This window comes from Mycetocola sp. Y791 (assembly GCF_059445325.1).
On the sequence record NZ_JCAIUC010000002.1, the window covers coordinates 621096 to 637825 of the forward strand.

The window sequence follows — 16730 nt, forward strand, 5'->3', positions numbered from 1 at the left end:
AGGCTTCGTGCTACGCCAGCTGCTTCTGCTTCGCCTGCACCGGGATCAGCAGGAGAAGTCCGACGAGGATGACGAGGATGATGCCGAGGATTCCCCAGTACTGCTCTCCGCCAATGGTGATGAAGATGGCGAACGCTGTCGGAGCGAGGAACGACACGGCACGACCCGTCGTTGCGTACAGGCCGAATATCTCTCCCTCGCGGCCGGCCGGGATGAGGCGGGCCAGGAACGACCGTGAGGCCGACTGCGCCGGGCCGACGAACAGGCAGAGCGCGAGTCCGAAGATCCAGAACATGAGCGCACCACCGTCGTGGAGGAAGAAGACGGCAAGACCGGCGAGCACGAGCCCGATGAGGGATGCCATGATCACCGGTTTTGCGCCGAGCTTGTCGTCGAGCAGACCGACGGTAATCGTCGAGATACCCGCGACGACGTTCGCGGCGATGGCGAAGATGATGACCTCACCCGGCGAGAAACCGAACCAGCCACCGGCGAGCACACCACCGAATGTGAACACTCCAGCGAGCCCGTCACGGAAGACCGCGCTCGCGATCAGGAAGTACACGGTCTGCCTGCTCTCGTTCCAGAGCTTCTTGATGTCGCCGAAGAGCCGGGGATACGAGGCGAAGAATCCGACCTTGTCGCGCCGCGCGCCGACGCCCTTGTACTCGGGAACAAAGAAGAGCACCGGCAGGGCGAACAGACCGAACCAGATCGCGGAAATCAGAACGGTCACCCGGATGTCCATGCCGTCATCGCCCGTGATTCCGAAGATGCCGACCTCGGGCTGGATCAGGCCGAAGTACACGATGAGCAGCAACACGATTCCACCGATATAGCCGAGGCCCCAGCCAATGCCTGACACCCGTCCGATAGTCGTCGGCGTCGAGACCTGGGCGAGCATCGCGTTGTAGTTCACGCCAGCGAATTCGAAGAAAATATTGCCTGCGGCGACGAGCAAAAGTCCCAGCCACAGGAAGCTTGGGTCGGGCTCGACGAAGAACATGGCCGCGGTGATCCCGACGACGATGTACGTGTTGACGGCGAGCCAGAACTTGCGGCGGCCCGAACTGTCTGAGCGCTGTCCGGTGACCGGGGCGAGGATGGCGATCAACAGACCGGCGGCGCCGAGCGCCCAGCCGAGCTGTGCCGAGACGGCGGCTTCCTCGCCGAAGGCGTCGCTCGTGAGGTAGACGGTGAAGACAAACGTGGTGATCACGGCGTTGAACGACGCGGATCCCCAGTCCCACAAGCCCCACGCCAGTACCTGTTTGGTCGAGGTTTTCGTCGGAGTTTCGGAGAGGGGGGTTGCTGTTATCGCTGCACCATTGCCCGCGTTCGTCGTCATGCTGTTCAGGCTACTGGCACGGGGAGGCTCGCACCCGAATCCTGTCCTGCCGCGTCTTCGGCTCGTGCACCTGAGCTCTCGCGCACGACAAGACGATGCCCGATTTCGATGCTGCGCGGGTTCACCCGCTCCGAGGAGATGGCGTCGACGAGGGTGTCAACCGCTCGGTCGGCGATCGCCTGTTTGTCGGGTGCAACGGACGTCAGTGACGGAATCGAGTAGGTCGACTCCTGCACGTCGTCGATCGAGACGATGGCGACGTCCTCCGGCATCCGCAGGCCCGCGTCTGCGAGCGCGCGCATCGCGCCGAACGCGATGACGTCTGCAAAGCACACGAGGGCATCGAAACGGATGCCTGCGGCGAGCGCGCGGCCGACAGCGTCGTGGCCGGCTGCAGTGCCGAACCGATCCGTGTAGAGCAGCAGCTCGGGGTCGAGGCTGAGCCCCGCGGCCGACACGGCTTCCTGAAAGCCCTGCAGTCGCAACCGCGAACTCCGGTAGTCGTCGGATCGGTACGCTCCCACCGTCGCAATACGGCGTCGTCCCGAGGCGATGAGATGCGCGGTGATCTCCCGTGCAGCACCGACGTTGTCGATCGCGATGGTCGTATAGGACGACGTCGAGATCTGTTCGCCGATGAGTACGGTGGGCACGCTCGGGGGAGCCGAGTAGAGGTCTTCCCTGGTCAGGGACATCGGGCTGAAGATCAGCCCGTCGACGAGGTGCGAGCTGAAACTCTTCAGGGTGCGCAGTTCCCGCTCTTTCGTTCCCTGCGTGTGGGTTGCGATGACCGTGTATCCGCGCCGCTGGGCAGATCGTTCGACGAGTTCGGACAGTTCGGCGAAATACGGCTGGGAGAGCTCGGGCACGGCAAAGCCGAGCATCTTCGTGTTGCCCTGGCGGAGCCGCCTGGCGGAGATGTTCGGCTGGTAGTTGAGCTTGGTGATGGCGTCCTGGACGCGCTGCCTCGTGTCGGGCCTGACGTGCACGTAGTTATTGACGACGTTGGAGACCGTCCGGGGGGACACGCCTGCAAGCTTCGCGACGTCGTGAATGTTGGTTGCCATGTTCCCTCCTCGACCATCTTGGCCTACAAAGTGGAGCAGCGGTGAACCGGTTTGTGCAACGTGGCAAAGGTACGCACGACGGCGTTTTGACAAAGCATCGCGGGAGTGAACACAATAGCTCCCGTGCAGTTTTTGCAACGTGGCAAACCGGAAGGCAAGGAATCGATGACGCTGACGCTCGATCAAGCGGCCCAAGCGACCAGGAAGCGCCCACCGCGACTACCCCGCAAACGGCGTTCTCAGGCCGGCCTGAAGTACGGCTTCGCTTTCGTCGCTCCCTTCGCGGTCCTGTACCTCATCTTTGTGCTGTACCCCGTTGTCCAGGCTGCCCAGATGAGCTTCTTCGATTGGGACCTGCTCGGTTCGGTCCGCGAGTTCATCGGCCTCGAAAACTATGAGCGGATGCTCTGGGGCGTCAATATTCAGTGGTCGATCACCAACCTGCTCTGGTGGCGCATCGGCGTGCTCGCCCTCGTTGCTGCGCTGCTGGTCGGTCCGATCAAGCGCAGGCACATCAGTGTCTGGAGTGTCTCCGGCGTGCTCGGCCTGCTCGGGGTGTTCGTCGCCCTCGGCTTTGCGCCGGGAAAAGACGGTTACTGGTACGACCCGACATTCTGGATCGCCCTGCAGAACACCCTGCTGTTCACGGCCATCTCCACTCCGATCATCGCCCTGCTCGGACTCGTCATGGCGCTTGCCCTGCAGGGACAGCGACGCGGATCCCGCTGGTACCAGATGGCGTTCTTCCTCCCGTACATCCTCCCGGTCTCCGTCGTCACCCTCATCTGGACGTACTTCCTCTCACCGGGGCAGGGGCTGCTCGCGCAGATCCTCACCCCGCTCGGCATCGACCCGATTCCCTGGCTGAGCGATTCGAACACAGCGCTCACCGCCGTCATCATCACCACGATCTGGTGGACCGTCGGGTTCAACCTCGTCATGTTCGCTGCCGGACTCCAGGATGTCGACAAGTCGCTTTACGAGGCAGCATCACTTGACGGTGCCGGCCCGTGGCGCAAGTTTGTGAGCGTGACGCTTCCCGGCATCCGCCACGTCATCCTGCTCGTCATGGTCATGCAGGCGATTGCATCGTTCCAGGTCTTCGGCCAGGTAAACATCATGACCGGTGGTGGCCCAGGTACCTCGACCGAGGTGCTCATCCGGCACATCTACCAGACCGGTTTCCGCGACTTCGAGCTCGGCTACGCGTCGGCGATGTCGCTCTTCCTCTTCGCACTGATGCTGATCGTCTCCGTCGTCCAGATGCGCTTCCTCGGAAAGGACGACACCAAGTGAACGTCATGAGCCCTCCCTCGACCCGGAAGACGAGCGCCGCTCAGCCCGGTCTTACCGCATCACGGCACACCGCGACGCGTGCGACCTGGTGGCACCTCGCCATGATCGTCGCCGCGCTGGTCTGGCTTCTTCCCATGCTGTGGATGCTGTCGCTCGCGCTCAGCGACAACGCGACGCTGAGCCAGGGAGTCACCGGGCTCATCCCGCGGGACTTCACGCTCGACAATGTCTTCGGCGTCTTTTCCGTCGGACTCACCAGCCGCTGGTTCCTCAACAGCGCCATCGTGGCCATCCTCACCACGGTCCTGACGGTGCTCCTCTGCGCAATGGCGGGCTATGCCTTCGCGCGGATCGAGTTCCCCGGCCGCACGTTCGTCTACGCCACTGTGCTCGCGGGTCTGATGATCCCCAAGGAGGCGATGTTCATCCCGCTCTTCACGATGGTCGCAGACGTGGAAATGCACAACACCTACGCTGCGCTCGTCCTGCCGCGGATCGCCGCTCCCCTCGGTGTCTTCCTGATGACGCAGTTCTTCTCGAAGATTCCGCTGGAGATGGAGGAAGCGGCGCGCGTCGACGGCGCAGGACCCTGGCGCACGTTCTTCTCGATCATGCTCCCGCTGGCTACCCCCGGCATGTTCGCGCTCGGAATCTTCACCTTCGTCCAGACCTGGAACGACTACCTGTGGCCGCTCGTGTCGGCGACAAAGAGCGAGATGTTCACGATCACCACTGGACTTGCGTCGCTGCAGGGCAACTTCGCCCAGGCCACCGAACTCGGCAGCCTGATGGCGCGCGGGCTCGTTGGTTCGCTGCCGCTGCTGATCATCTTCCTGCTCTTCCAGCGTCATCTCATCCGCGGAATCTCCATGACCTCAGGCGGCAAGTAGGGCACCAGCCCCGCAACCGCATCCCCCTGCATTTGTGCTGCAGGTCCACTCGTAACACCCGTAACAAGAACACCCGTAACAAGCACTCCACTAACAAGACAGGAACAGACATGAACGGAAAACGCATCCCAGCGGTTCTCGCGACAGTCGCGGCAGCATCGATGCTGCTCGCCGGCTGTGGCACTGGAACCGGAACCGGCACAGCCGCCGGAGACGATGACATGACGGCGAAGATCGAAGCCGTTACAGACGAGCAGCTCAAGGGAACCAGCATCACGATGTCGCGCATGTTCGGCGACTGCGAGGAGACCACCAAGGGCGTCACCGACCCCGCCATGGCGGCATCCGAGTGTGAAGCGATCCAGATCCTGACCAACAAGTTCAACGCCGAGAACGAGCACGGCATCTCCGTTGAACGCCTCGGCGGTGCTGACTGGAACTCGTACTACGACGCGTTCAACGCATCGATCGCCGGTGGAGAACCCGCGAACATCGCGAACCTGCACGATTACGCGCTGTCGGACTACGCGCGACGTGCCCAGCTGGTGTCGTTCGACCCCGCAGCACTCGACATCGACATGGATGACGCGACCGAGCAGGCTCAGAACTCGGTCACCTACGACGACAAGACCTTCGCGGTCCCGTTCGACTCGCACGCGATCCTCGCCCACGTGAACACCGATGTCCTCGGCGCTGCCGGCTACATGGACGCGGACGGCCGGCCCGTCATGCCGACCAACGCCGACGAGCTCATGGCCATGGGTCAGGCTGTCAAAGACAAGACCGGCAAGGCTCTGATGTCCGTTGGGTTCGCCAACGACGACATGGCATGGCGGATGTTCTACTCGTTCGTGCGCCAGCAGGGCTCTGACCTCATCGTCGACGGTGAGGCGAACGTCGATTCCGCCGAGGCGAAGGCCGCGATGGAGCTGCTCCAGGAACTCATCGACAACGGCTACATCCACACCACGGCCGACTACTCGGGCTCGATCGAGGAGTGGAAGAACGGCGAGTCCGCAATCCTCGTCAACGGTACGTGGGGCGTCAACGAGTACGCATCGACGGCTACATTTGGCTACACGGTCACCGACTTCCCGACAATCATGGACGAAGCCGCCGTCTGGGCGTCCTCGCACATGTGGGTGCTGCCCGTGCAGAAGGACAACGACCCGGTGAAGTACCGTGCGTCGCTCGAGTTCGCCTCCTTCCTCTACGAGAACACGAGTGTCTGGGCCACAGCGACCGGGCACATCGCGCCTCGCGTCTCGGTCGTTGAATCCGCCGACTACCAGAACGCTCCCGAGCGGGCGAACTACACCGACACGGCGCTCGAGAACATCAGCTTCGTGCCGCAGGTCGAGAACTGGACGGCGATCAAGTCGCTGATCCACAAGCAGCTCGAAGAGGTCTGGTTCAACGGAAAAGACCTCGACTCAGCATTGACCGAGGCGCAGCAGCGCGTCGGCCAGGAACTGAAGTAGCAGGACTGATTCGCAACACAATCGTGGCCCGCTCCCGTTTTCGGGGCGGGCCACGGCTCTGATCCACTCATTATCAAGAAGGATGGGCACATGAGCCTGCACCCTCGCGAACGACTCTCCCTCGACGGCCGATGGGAGCTCGAACTCCTCGACGGCGACGACGCTGGCGGGCGGCTCGAGGCCGTGACCGTGCCCGGCGCGTGGACCGCTCAGCTGGCCGGACACGGGGACTCGCACGAGAGCGTCCGGTACCGGCGCACGTTCGACTGGACGCCAGGCACCGGGGCTGCGCACCTCGTGTTCAACGGAGTGAACCACTCCGCCGAGGTCAGGCTCAACGGAACCGTGGTCGGAACCCACGTCGGCGCCTGGGAAGCCTTCTCCTTCGACGTGAGCGACGTTGTGACCGCCGGGACGAACTCACTCGATGTGATTGTTGCCTATCCGCCGCGCGCTGACACCGACACTGAGCCCGGCTACCTCGAGATCCCACACGGCAAGCAGTCCTGGTACGGCACCTCGGCGGGCATCTGGCAGTCGGTCTTCATCGAGTCGAGGCCGCTGCACCACATCGCCGAGATCGAGGTACGGGCGGATGCCCCGACGGGCACCATCGATGTTCGCGCCATTGCCTCGGTCCCCGGGGCGCGGGCCGAGGTGACGGTCAGCCGTGGCGACGAGGTCGTCGCTCGAGCCGACCTGGAAGAACAGGACGGCCAGTACAACGGGACTGTCACAGTGCCGGATGTGCAGCTGTGGGGCATCGACCAGCCCACGCTCTACACGGTGACGCTCAGGCTGGAGGCGACAGACGGCACAGCCGATGTCGTCTCGCGGAACACGGGTTTCCGCACGATCGAGGCACGCGACGGTGCGTTCTTCCTCAACGGCCACGAGCTCGAGGTACGTGCGGTTCTCGACCAGGACTACCACCCCTCTTCGGCACCGATCCCCGAGAGCACCGAGGAGTGGGAAGAGCTGCTGCACGAGACTCGTGCGCTTGGCTTCAACATGCTCCGCGTGCACATCAAGCGTCCCGATCCGCGTTACTACGAGATCGCCGACCGGATGGGAATGCTGGTCTGGACCGAACTCCCGAGCTGGATGGTCTGGACCCAAAGCGGCGCAGACGAGGGACTCGCGATGCTCGAGCGGTTCATCGCCGCAGACCAGCATCACCCGAGCATCGTCATGTGGACGATCATCAACGAGTCCTGGGGGCTCGACATGACGAGCGGACGCCAGCGGCGCTGGCTCGCCGACGCGTTCCACCGGATCAAGGCTGTTGCTCGCGGCTCGCTCGTCGTCGACAACTCCGCGTGCTTCCCCAACTTCCACATGGTTTCGGATGTCGATGATTACCACGTCTACCGTGGCATCCCCGAGTCGCGTCGGGAATGGGACGAGAAGATCGAGGAATTCGCCGCCCGTCCCGACTGGACGTACTCCGCGTACGGCGACGCGGAACGCTCCGGAACCGAGCCCCTCATGCTCTCCGAGTTCGGAAACTGGGCGCTGCCGGTCGTGCGCGACCAGTACACCGACGGGGTGGAACCGTGGTGGTTCGGCCTCGGCGCCAACTGGGCCTACGGCGCTGCAGAAGGCACCCGCCTGATGGAACGATTCGGTGAACTCGGTCTCGACCGCGTCTTCGGCACGTGGGAGGGCCTCGTCGCCCAGCTGCACCACGCGCAACTCGTGGCGAACCGCTACCAGACCACATCCATCCGGATGCAGCCGAGCATCAGCGGATACGTGCTGACGCAGCTGAGCGATGTGCAGTGGGAGGCCAACGGGCTGTTCGACATGAACCGCACGCCGAAGGCGGGTACCGCGGCTTTTGCCCTCGCCAATGGCGACCGGGCAATCGCCCTCCGGCCGGACGCATACAGCGCCGTCACCGGTGACAGCCTCGCGCTGAGCGTCACGACGGTGCCCGCTCGCACCGGATCGGCATCTTCTCCTGTTGCGGGTACCGTCCGGGTGTTGCTCGATGGCGTCGAGATCTCCACGATCCCGGACGACGCCGAGCGCTGGTCGACCGCGCGCGTGTCAGTGCCCGTGCCGGGCGAGCCCGGCCAGTACGAGCTCGCCGCAGAACTTGTCGTGAACGGTGAGGTGGCTGCTCGCGACGCCGCCGACCTCGTGGTCGTCGCACCCGTCGGTGCGGATGCCGGGGGCGCGATTGTTGCCGCAGACAGCGGCATCGCCGACTGGGCACGGTCCATCGGGCTTGGCTGCGATGCCGAGCTGAAACCGGATTCACTCCTGGTCACGACCGTTTTCGACGCCGCTGCCCGCGCACACGCCAGTGACGGCGGACGCGTGCTCGTGCTGGTCGAAGAGCCGGGTGCCCTCGACGGGGCATTCGACCTGCTCACCGCCGGTCGGGTCGGCCCGCGCTCTGGTGACGGCGACTGGGTGCCGCGCAGCGAATGGCTTGACCGCTCGGGTCCGTTCGCAAACGTGCCTGGAAGTGCTCTCCTCGGCATCGCATTCGAGGATCTGCTCGGCGAGCACGTGCTCACCGGCATTCCGAACGCCATCCGTTCCGCCAGGGTCTACTCGGGGATCTTCTCCGGCTGGTTGCGCGGAGCTGCGACGACGACAGCCACCGTGCGCTGGAGTGAGGGCAGCGTGACACTCACGACGCTGCGCTTGCGGCACGCGCAGCCCATATCGCCTGTCGCGGCGACCCTCGCGCGAGCGGTCGTCGATGCCGCGCGGCTCGGCTAGATCTGCCCACTCCGGGTAAACCGCCAGGCAGTGGATGCAGCACGATCGCATCCGCCGCCGGGGGACGGGGTGCACGTAGAGACGTTCGTACGTGCGGGGCTCAGAGCAGCTTGCGGGCAAGCGCCCATGCGGTGAGCTCGTGCCGCGACGACAGCTGCAACTTCCGCAGCACACTGGAGACGTGGGTTTCCACGGTCTTCACCGAGATGAAGAGGGATGCCGCTACCTCCTTATACGAGTAGCCCCTCGCGATCAGGCGCATCACCTCCTGCTCTCGCGCAGAGAGGCGATCGAGCTCATCCGAGGCCTCCGCGATTTCTCCCGCGACCGCGCCGAACGCGTCGAGGACGAACCCGGCGAGCCGGGGCGAGAACACGGCATCTCCGTCGCGAACGCGCCGCGCGGCATCCGACACGTCAGCACCCGATGCGCTCTTTGTGATGTAACCGCGGGCCCCCGCCCTGATAACCGTCACGACATCATCGGCGGCATCGGAGACGCTGAGTGCGAGGAACCGTGTGTTCGGGGCCTGCGGCGCTGCCCGCCGGATGACCTCGGCGCCCCCACCCCCTGTGCCGCCGGGGAGATGAACATCGAGCAGAACGACCTGCGGCTGGGTCGCGAGAACGAGGTCGATGGCGTCATCGACCGTCGCCGCTTCGCCCAGGACCCGGATGCTGTCGGCGAGGTCGGCACGAAGACCGGAGCGGAAGATCGAATGGTCATCGACGATGACCACGGTGAGGTCCGGGCCGCTCGAGGCCTCGGGGTGGTTCGATTCATCTGTCGGCATGGTCGGCTCCAGTGGTCAGGGGCAGAAGAAGGCGGACCTCGGTGCCCGTGCCGCCCGGTCCGGTTGTCAGCTCGGCTGTGCCGCCGATGCGTTGCATGCGACCGAGGATCGATTCGCGGATCCCCATCCTGTCGAAGGGGATCTCGTCGAGGTTCAGCCCCGGCCCGCGGTCGGTGATGGTGACCTCGATGGCGGTCGGCGACGACTCCAGGTAGACGGACACGGTGCCACCCGCGTGCCGTGCCGCGTTGAGCATCGCCTCGCGAGCGGCGCCGAGGAGCGCGTCAGGGACAGAGGTCTGGCTTTGGCCGACGGCGACGACCTCGATGAGGGCGGCATAGTCCTGCTCGATCACCCCGGCGATTCGGCGGAGTTCATCGGCGAACTCGACCGAGGATCCGGGGGAGCCCGCGAACAGCCAGTCCCTCAGCTCACGCTCCTGTGCGCGCGCGAGCCGGGATGCTTCACTCGCCGGCCCGGCCTTCTGCTGGATGAGCGCAAGGGTTTGCAGCACGGAGTCGTGGAGGTGCGCCGCGATCTCCGCCCGGTCGGCCTCGCGCACGCGCGCTGCCCGCTCGTCGGCGAGGTCACGGGTGAGTCGGACCAGCCAGGGCGCGACCACGATCGCGACTCCGAACAGCACAGCGATCGCGGCGACGAACACGGTCCAGACGTTGGGCTCGTCGCCGGTGACGAAGAACAGGAGGATTCCGACCGCGACGAGAATGAGCGCCCCGAGCGCCCGGACGAGCAGCGCCGATGACGAGGAGGACCGCTGGCGCCTGAGATCGTCGAACTGGCGCCAGGCCAGTCCGGCTCCGCCAAGCACGACGATGGCCGGGATGACAAAGGAGAGCGGAACATCGACGCCGAGTCGGGAGGCGACGAGAGCCGCGGCGGCGGCGAGCAGCGCGAGGCCGAGCAGCACCTCGGTGACCGGTGCCCGTCGTTCCGGCGGTGACGACGGGGTGTCTTCGTCGTGGGGTTTGGTGAGCGCGCGCTTCACCGGGTCGGCGGTCTCGATCGCGACCGGTGTCGTCGCCCACAACCAGGCGTAGAGGAGCATCCCCGCTCCGCCGCACAGGGCGAGTATCACCGCAGACGTCCGCACGAGGGGGAGGGGCAGACCGGTGTGCTCGGCAAAACCAGCGCACACCCCGCCAACGAGTCGGACGCGGGGGCGGGTCATCAGCGCTGCGTCCATGCTGCAATCCAAGCACCCCTGATACTCACCGAGGGACCGAAATCCGAAATCTCAGGGTCCGATCCGGGGGATCCCTCATGGCAGCGGCGTGCCGGTGAGCGCCACACTCGGAGTATGAACGAAGCACCGTCAACACCAGACGCCCCACCGGCACCGGACAGCCACACGCAGCCTGTGCCACAGGTCACCTTCTTCGACTGGATCCGGGGAACGGGTATCGGTCGTTCAGACGACGCCTGGCTCGGCGGAGTCGCCGGTGGCATCGCCCGGCACACCGGCCTTGACCCGCTGATCGTGCGCGGCGTCGTCCTCGTCGTCGCCCTGCTCGGTGGCCCCGCACTGTTCCTTTACGCGATCGCGTGGGCGTTGCTGCCCGACAGCTCTGGCCGCATATACGCCGAACGGGCCCTCAAGGGGATTTTCGACCCGGCCATGATTGCCATCATCATTCTTGTCACACTTGCCTTTCTCCCCTTCATGCAGGGCATCTGGTGGCGGGGTGCCCCCGACGCGTGGAATATGCCCGGGTGGCTCGAGTCGACGCTCAGCACGGGCTGGACACTCGCCCTCATCGCCGGGCTCATCTGGCTCACCGTCGTCATCGCACGGCGGGTGCCGTCCGCTCGAGCACAGGCCCCCGGCCAGCCCGAGCCCCGCTCGCACGCCGATTTCTGGACCAGCCCGGTGCAGGCAGCACCGAACCAGGCGCAGGCACCTCACGAGCGTCCGTCGACCGGCGTCGGCACTGATTCGACACCGGATGCCGGGGCGGGCGCGCAATACGGGTTCGGTCCTGCTCCCGCAGCCACCCCGGCCGGCGCTGAGCCCTGGTTCGCAACGGCTGAAGCAGCTCACTCCGCCCCAGACCAGGGAACCCGGGTGTACGGCGCGGTCTGGAACCCGCCGCAGCGGCCAGGCGCGGCCGAGCGGGATGCCGAGCGCAGGCGTCGCGCGGCCATTCACGCTGAGCAACGGCGTGAGCACGAGGAGCGCTACCGTTCCCGCCAGCCCGGAGCCGCCTTCGTCTCGATCTCGCTCGGGCTGGCGGTGCTCACCGGCGTCTTCGTCGCCATTGCCCTCGGGTACACCACGATGTCAGACACCGCGGTGGTGATCGGCACAGGATCCGCACTCGGAGTGCTGGCGCTCGCCACCGTCATTGCCGGCATCCGCGGTCGTGAGAGTGGCTGGCTCGGCTTCTTTGCCGTCGTCGCGGTTCTCGCACTGCTCTTCGTGGGAGTGTTCCCGCGCGGAACAGCGCTCTCCGTCTTCGGCAACACGACCTGGCAGGTGACCGATGCTCCGGCAGAATCCACGTCGGGATTCGCCATGGCGGCTGGATCGCCGACGCTTGATCTCTCGGCGCTGGATGATCGCGGTGCTCAGACCGGCGGGACCGTTGACCTGTGGCTTGCAGCGGGAACCGTCGACCTGATTCTCCCGCAGGACGTCCCCGTCATCCTCGAGGTCGCCGGCGGTGTCGCCGGTATCAGCGACGTCGATAACGGCGAGCGGCGGGAGAGGGGAGCGGCGCTGTACCGGCAGGTGCTTCGCTTCGGTAACACCTCGGAGGGTGACACCACGACGGTCCGGATCTGGATCGGTGCGGGAAGCGTCGACCTTGAGAACAACGCGAGGAGTGCACGATGAACGGCAACGGCAACGGCAACGGCAACGGCAACGGCAACGGCGATCTCACCGCCGGGGGCGTCGGCGACTCCACCCCGATCGAACCCCGTACAGTGGCCTCCTCCGAACCGGCCACCGCCGGGGCAGCCGGTCCGGCCCCAGACCAAGCAACCGACCCGTCAACCGACGCGACCGGTGCCCTGTTTTCCGGACTCGAGGATCGCACGGGTGACCGGGCGGCATCCCGTGGTTCTGAACGGCGGCACGCTCGATTCGGCACCATCCTGTGGGGCGTGATCCTGCTCGTCTTCGCCGCTTTCATGGTGACCAATGCGCTCGTGCCCTTCAGCCTCGATGCGGGCACCTGGCTGATCGTGGCTCTCGTCGCCGGGGGAGTTGTCCTCGTCATCGCGGGGATCGCTGCGGCGCTTCGGCGCACCGACTGAGGACTCCCGGATGCCGGCTTCGGGCGGTCCAGGGGCGCACCAGAGACACGCCAAAGGCGGCCATTTCGATGGCCGCCTCTGGCGTGTCATCCGGTCGTCGTGTACACCCGAGGTTGGGCGGTTCCGGTTGTCAACCGCGCCCGGAAACTTGAGTCGACCCGGCTCAAGATTTGCCGACAAAAGTTGACAGCCGTCGGCGGTTCGGTAAACTTGAGTCATCGGCGCTCAACTATGAGCGACCATCACACACTTCGAATTGCGGGCCAACATACCCGGCCAACATCGAATCAGACCGTTCGCGGTCTCAAAGGAGAAATAGACACATGGCACGTGCAGTAGGAATCGACCTCGGAACCACCAACTCTTGTGTGGCCGTACTTGAAGGTGGCGAGCCCACCGTCATCGCAAACGCTGAGGGGCTCCGCACCACCCCGTCTGTGGTTGCATACACGAAGGACGGCGAGGTCCTCGTCGGTGAAACCGCGAAGCGCCAGGCAGTCACCAACGTCGACCGCACCATCGCGTCGGTCAAGCGCCACATGGGAACCGACTGGACCTTCGCAGTAGACCAGAAGAAGTACACGCCCCAGGAGATCTCGGCGCGCATCCTCGCCAAGCTCAAGCGCGACGCTGAGCAGTACCTCGGTGACACGGTGACGGATGCCGTCATCACGGTCCCCGCATACTTCAACGACGCTGAGCGTCAGGCCACGAAGGAAGCCGGTGAGATCGCCGGACTCAACGTCCTCCGCATCATCAACGAGCCCACCGCCGCAGCGCTCGCGTACGGCCTCGACAAGGGCAAGGAAGACGAGCTCATCCTCGTCTTCGACCTCGGTGGAGGAACGTTCGACGTCTCCCTGCTCGAAGTGGGCAAGGACGACGACTTCTCGACCATCCAGGTTCGCGCGACCGCCGGTGACAACCGCCTCGGTGGAGACGACTGGGACCAGCGCATCGTTGAGTACCTCATCAAGCGCTTCAAGGAGACCACAGGCGTCGACGTCTCGAACGACAAGATCGCCAAGCAGCGTCTCAAGGAAGCCGCCGAGCAGGCCAAGAAGGAACTGTCGTCGAGCATGTCGACGTCGATCCAGCTGCCGTACCTCTCCCTCACGGAGAACGGCCCGGTCAACCTCGACGAGACCCTGACCCGCGCGCAGTTCGAGCAGATGACCTCTGACCTCCTCGACCGCACCAAGAAGCCCTTCCAGGACGTCATCCGTGAGGCCGGCATCAAGGTGGGCGACATCGCCCACGTCGTACTCGTCGGTGGATCGACCCGCATGCCCGCCGTTTCGGCACTCGTCAAGCAGGAGACCGGCGGCAAGGAGCCCAACAAGGGCGTCAACCCGGATGAGGTCGTCGCTGTCGGCGCCGCACTCCAGGCCGGTGTGCTGAAGGGTGAGCGCAAGGACGTTCTGCTCATCGACGTCACCCCGCTGTCTCTCGGTATCGAGACCAAGGGCGGCATCATGACCAAGCTCATCGAGCGCAACACGGCCATCCCGACGAAGCGAAGCGAAACCTTCACGACGGCAGACGACAACCAGCCGTCCGTTGCGATCCAGGTGTTCCAGGGTGAGCGCGAGTTCACCCGCGACAACAAGAACCTCGGAACCTTCGAGCTGACCGGTATCGCTCCGGCGCCGCGCGGAGTCCCGCAGGTTGAGGTCACCTTCGACATCGACGCCAACGGCATCGTGCACGTGTCCGCCAAGGACAAGGGCACGGGCAAGGAGCAGTCGATGACCATCACCGGTGGATCGTCCCTCGCCAAGGAAGACATCGAGCGCATGGTCCGCGAGGCGGAAGAGCACGCTGCTGAGGACAAGGCCCGCCGTGAGTCGGCCGAGACCCGCAACACCGCAGAGCAGCTCGCCTACTCGATCGAAAAGCTCATCAAGGAAAACGACGACAAGCTTCCCGAAGACGTCAAGAGCGAGGTGCAGGGCGACGTTGACGCACTGAAGTCAGCGCTCGCTGGCGACGACGACGCAGCCGTGAAGACCGCCTTCGATAAGCTCAACGAAAGCCAGACGAAGCTCGGCGAGGCCATCTACGCCCAGTCCCAGCAGGCCGACGCAGCAGCGGGAGCAGCGGGAACCGAGCAGCCGGCTGAGACGGCATCCGATGAGGATGTTGTTGACGCTGAAGTAATCGACGACGAGGAAAGCGACAAGAAATAACAATGACTGACACGAACCCGACTCCAGAAAACGGTGACGAGGTTCAGCCAGTGAACGAAGGGTCGGAAGCTACGGCTTCCGGCCCTCGGTCGCAGGTGGACCCCGAAGTATCGGAGACCGACGTCCCCGAGGCCGAACTGCCCGAAGATGGCGACCACGAGCTGACCGTTCAGGACATCCTCGACGCGGTCCAGACCGAGGACGCCGAGAACGAGGCGGCGCGTGCTGCAGACGCAGACCCCGAGCACGAGCACCTGGTCGACCTCAAGCGGCTGAGCGCCGAGTACGCCAACTACCGCAAGCGCACGGAGGCGAACCGCGAGGTTGACCGTGAGCGGATGACCGGTGACGTCGTCAAATCCCTCCTTCCCGTGCTCGACGACCTCGACCGTGCCGAGAAGCACGGCGACCTCGAGGGCGATACCCCGTTCACGGCGATCGCCGCGAAGCTCCGCACGAGCGTCACCAAACTGGGCCTTGTCCCGTTCGGCGCGAAGGGTGAACCGTTCGACCACAACATCCACGAGGCGATTTTCCAGCAGCCGAGTCCCGACGTTGAGATCGCAACAATTCTCGATGTCGTTGAGACGGGCTACATGGTCGGCTCGACCCTCCTCCGCGCGGCGAAGGTCGTCGTCGCTGTTCCCGCCGAGTAGGAACGATGGCAAGTCAGGATTGGTTCGACAAGGACTTCTACAAGGTTCTTGGCGTGAAGAAGGATGTCACGCCGGCTGAACTGAAGAAGACCTACCGCAAGCTTGCGCGGAAATACCATCCGGACTCGAACGCGGGCGACCCGAAGGCCGAAGCAAAGTTCAAGGAGCTCAGCGAGGCCTACTCGGTCCTCAACGACCCGGAACAGCGCAAGGAGTACGACGCGGTTCGCGCCATGGGATCCGGTGCACGGTTCACCGCTCCCGGTGGCGGCGGACAGGCGGGCGGTTTTGACGATGTCTTCGGCGGCATGTTCGGTGGGGGTGCTCGTGGCACGAGCACCAGCTACCAGCAGGCGGACTTCGAGGACATCCTCGGTGGCGTCTTCGGCCGGGGCGGTGGCTTCGGCCAGCCCTCCGGTGGCTACCGTGGGTTCGGTGGCCCGACGCCGGGACGTGACGTCACGGCATCCACCACTATCGACTTCCTCACCGCGGTCAAGGGTGACACCATCACCCTGCAGACCGCGGAGGGGCGGACGATCAAGGTCAAGATCCCGGCGGGTGTCGCCGACGGGCAGAAGATCAAGCTGCGCGGAAAGGGCCACCAGTCTCCGGACGGAGGGCCAGCGGGTGACCTCGTGCTGTCGGTATCCGTGCGCAAGCACCCGGTGTTCGAGCGCGACGGACTCAACCTGCGCGTCAACGTCCCCGTGACGTTCGTCGAGGCGACGCTCGGCGCGACGATCGAGGTGCCGACACTCGGCGGGGAACCCGTGCGGCTGCGAGTCGCACCGGGAACGCCGTCCGGTCGTGTGCTCCGGGTCAAGGGCAGGGGTGTCGCTACCTCGAAGGGCACCGGCGACCTGCTCGCCGTTGTTCAGGTGGCCGTGCCCTCGCACCTGAGTGCTGAGGCACGCGAGGCCCTCGAGCGATTCCACGAGGTGGAACCCCGAGAAAACCCTCGCGAAGACCTGATCGCACGCGCGAGGGGATAG

Annotated in this window: 13 protein-coding genes; 9 read left to right on the top strand and 4 right to left on the bottom strand. The window is 65.1% G+C overall.

Features of this window, described 5'->3' with window-relative positions:
* Positions 1–10: 10 nt before the first annotated feature.
* Both AC1C2N_RS07855 and AC1C2N_RS07860 read right to left on the bottom strand, forming a co-directional pair.
* Positions 11–1348: an MFS transporter gene (locus AC1C2N_RS07855; protein ID WP_495433557.1), complete on the bottom strand. Its 1338-nt coding sequence runs from the start codon at positions 1346–1348 to the stop codon at positions 11–13.
* Between the two features lie 5 nt (positions 1349–1353).
* The gene (locus tag AC1C2N_RS07860) at positions 1354–2415 is read right to left on the bottom strand and encodes a LacI family DNA-binding transcriptional regulator (RefSeq protein ID WP_495433558.1); all 1062 of its coding nucleotides are present in this window, start codon (positions 2413–2415) and stop codon (positions 1354–1356) included.
* Between the two features lie 123 nt (positions 2416–2538).
* On the opposite strand from AC1C2N_RS07860, the gene AC1C2N_RS07865 reads away from it, so the two are divergent.
* The 4 genes from AC1C2N_RS07865 (at position 2539) to AC1C2N_RS07880 (ending at position 8818) form a co-directional block, all read left to right on the top strand.
* Entirely contained in the window at positions 2539–3711 is a 1173-nt protein-coding gene (locus tag AC1C2N_RS07865) for a carbohydrate ABC transporter permease (protein WP_483406136.1), read from the top strand.
* A 5-nt stretch (positions 3712–3716) separates the two neighbouring features.
* Complete coding sequence (locus AC1C2N_RS07870; protein ID WP_483406135.1) at positions 3717–4601, top strand: carbohydrate ABC transporter permease; 885 nt, start codon at positions 3717–3719, stop codon at positions 4599–4601.
* 110 nt (positions 4602–4711) lie between these two features.
* On the top strand, positions 4712–6082 hold the full coding sequence (locus AC1C2N_RS07875) for a type 2 periplasmic-binding domain-containing protein (protein WP_495433559.1): 1371 nt from the start codon (positions 4712–4714) through the stop codon (positions 6080–6082).
* Between the two features lie 90 nt (positions 6083–6172).
* On the top strand, positions 6173–8818 hold the full coding sequence (locus tag AC1C2N_RS07880) for a glycoside hydrolase family 2 protein (protein ID WP_495433560.1): 2646 nt from the start codon (positions 6173–6175) through the stop codon (positions 8816–8818).
* 100 nt (positions 8819–8918) lie between these two features.
* On the opposite strand, the gene AC1C2N_RS07885 is transcribed toward AC1C2N_RS07880, so the two are convergent.
* Positions 8919–9611: a LuxR C-terminal-related transcriptional regulator gene (locus AC1C2N_RS07885; protein WP_495433561.1), complete on the bottom strand. Its 693-nt coding sequence runs from the start codon at positions 9609–9611 to the stop codon at positions 8919–8921.
* The gene (locus tag AC1C2N_RS07890) at positions 9598–10815 is read right to left on the bottom strand and encodes an ATP-binding protein (RefSeq protein ID WP_495433562.1); all 1218 of its coding nucleotides are present in this window, start codon (positions 10813–10815) and stop codon (positions 9598–9600) included. The genes AC1C2N_RS07885 and AC1C2N_RS07890 overlap by 14 nt, the downstream gene beginning before the upstream one ends.
* 114 nt (positions 10816–10929) lie before the next feature.
* On the opposite strand from AC1C2N_RS07890, the gene AC1C2N_RS07895 reads away from it, so the two are divergent.
* The 5 genes from AC1C2N_RS07895 (at position 10930) to AC1C2N_RS07915 (ending at position 16730) form a co-directional block, all read left to right on the top strand.
* Positions 10930–12465 carry a PspC domain-containing protein gene (locus AC1C2N_RS07895; protein ID WP_495433563.1) on the top strand — a complete coding sequence of 512 codons (1536 nt, stop codon included), beginning with the start codon at positions 10930–10932 and terminating at the stop codon, positions 12463–12465.
* Positions 12462–12890, top strand: a complete 429-nt coding sequence (locus AC1C2N_RS07900; RefSeq protein ID WP_495433564.1) for a hypothetical protein — start codon at positions 12462–12464, stop codon at positions 12888–12890. The genes AC1C2N_RS07895 and AC1C2N_RS07900 overlap by 4 nt, the downstream gene beginning before the upstream one ends.
* 323 nt (positions 12891–13213) lie before the next feature.
* Complete coding sequence (gene dnaK / locus AC1C2N_RS07905; protein ID WP_495433565.1) at positions 13214–15079, top strand: molecular chaperone DnaK; 1866 nt, start codon at positions 13214–13216, stop codon at positions 15077–15079.
* Between the two features lie 2 nt (positions 15080–15081).
* Positions 15082–15735 (top strand): nucleotide exchange factor GrpE, encoded by a 654-nt coding sequence (locus AC1C2N_RS07910; RefSeq protein WP_483406126.1) that lies wholly within the window; start codon positions 15082–15084, stop codon positions 15733–15735.
* A 5-nt stretch (positions 15736–15740) separates the two neighbouring features.
* Positions 15741–16730, top strand: coding sequence for a DnaJ C-terminal domain-containing protein (locus tag AC1C2N_RS07915; protein ID WP_483406125.1), 990 nt, complete (start codon positions 15741–15743; stop codon positions 16728–16730).

What these genes read in the sequence shown, in the direction of transcription:
- AC1C2N_RS07855 (WP_495433557.1), bottom strand. Translation starts at nt 1,348, where the DNA reads ATGACGACGAACGCGGGCAATGGTGCAGCGATAACAGCAACCCCCCTC.
- AC1C2N_RS07860 (WP_495433558.1), bottom strand. Translation starts at nt 2,415, where the DNA reads ATGGCAACCAACATTCACGACGTCGCGAAGCTTGCAGGCGTGTCCCCC.
- AC1C2N_RS07870 (WP_483406135.1), top strand. Translation starts at nt 3,717, where the DNA reads ATGAGCCCTCCCTCGACCCGGAAGACGAGCGCCGCTCAGCCCGGTCTT.
- AC1C2N_RS07875 (WP_495433559.1), top strand. Translation starts at nt 4,712, where the DNA reads ATGAACGGAAAACGCATCCCAGCGGTTCTCGCGACAGTCGCGGCAGCA.
- AC1C2N_RS07880 (WP_495433560.1), top strand. Translation starts at nt 6,173, where the DNA reads ATGAGCCTGCACCCTCGCGAACGACTCTCCCTCGACGGCCGATGGGAG.
- AC1C2N_RS07885 (WP_495433561.1), bottom strand. Translation starts at nt 9,611, where the DNA reads ATGCCGACAGATGAATCGAACCACCCCGAGGCCTCGAGCGGCCCGGAC.
- AC1C2N_RS07890 (WP_495433562.1), bottom strand. Translation starts at nt 10,815, where the DNA reads ATGGACGCAGCGCTGATGACCCGCCCCCGCGTCCGACTCGTTGGCGGG.
- AC1C2N_RS07895 (WP_495433563.1), top strand. Translation starts at nt 10,930, where the DNA reads ATGAACGAAGCACCGTCAACACCAGACGCCCCACCGGCACCGGACAGC.
- AC1C2N_RS07900 (WP_495433564.1), top strand. Translation starts at nt 12,462, where the DNA reads ATGAACGGCAACGGCAACGGCAACGGCAACGGCAACGGCAACGGCGAT.
- dnaK (WP_495433565.1), top strand. Translation starts at nt 13,214, where the DNA reads ATGGCACGTGCAGTAGGAATCGACCTCGGAACCACCAACTCTTGTGTG.
- AC1C2N_RS07910 (WP_483406126.1), top strand. Translation starts at nt 15,082, where the DNA reads ATGACTGACACGAACCCGACTCCAGAAAACGGTGACGAGGTTCAGCCA.
- AC1C2N_RS07915 (WP_483406125.1), top strand. Translation starts at nt 15,741, where the DNA reads ATGGCAAGTCAGGATTGGTTCGACAAGGACTTCTACAAGGTTCTTGGC.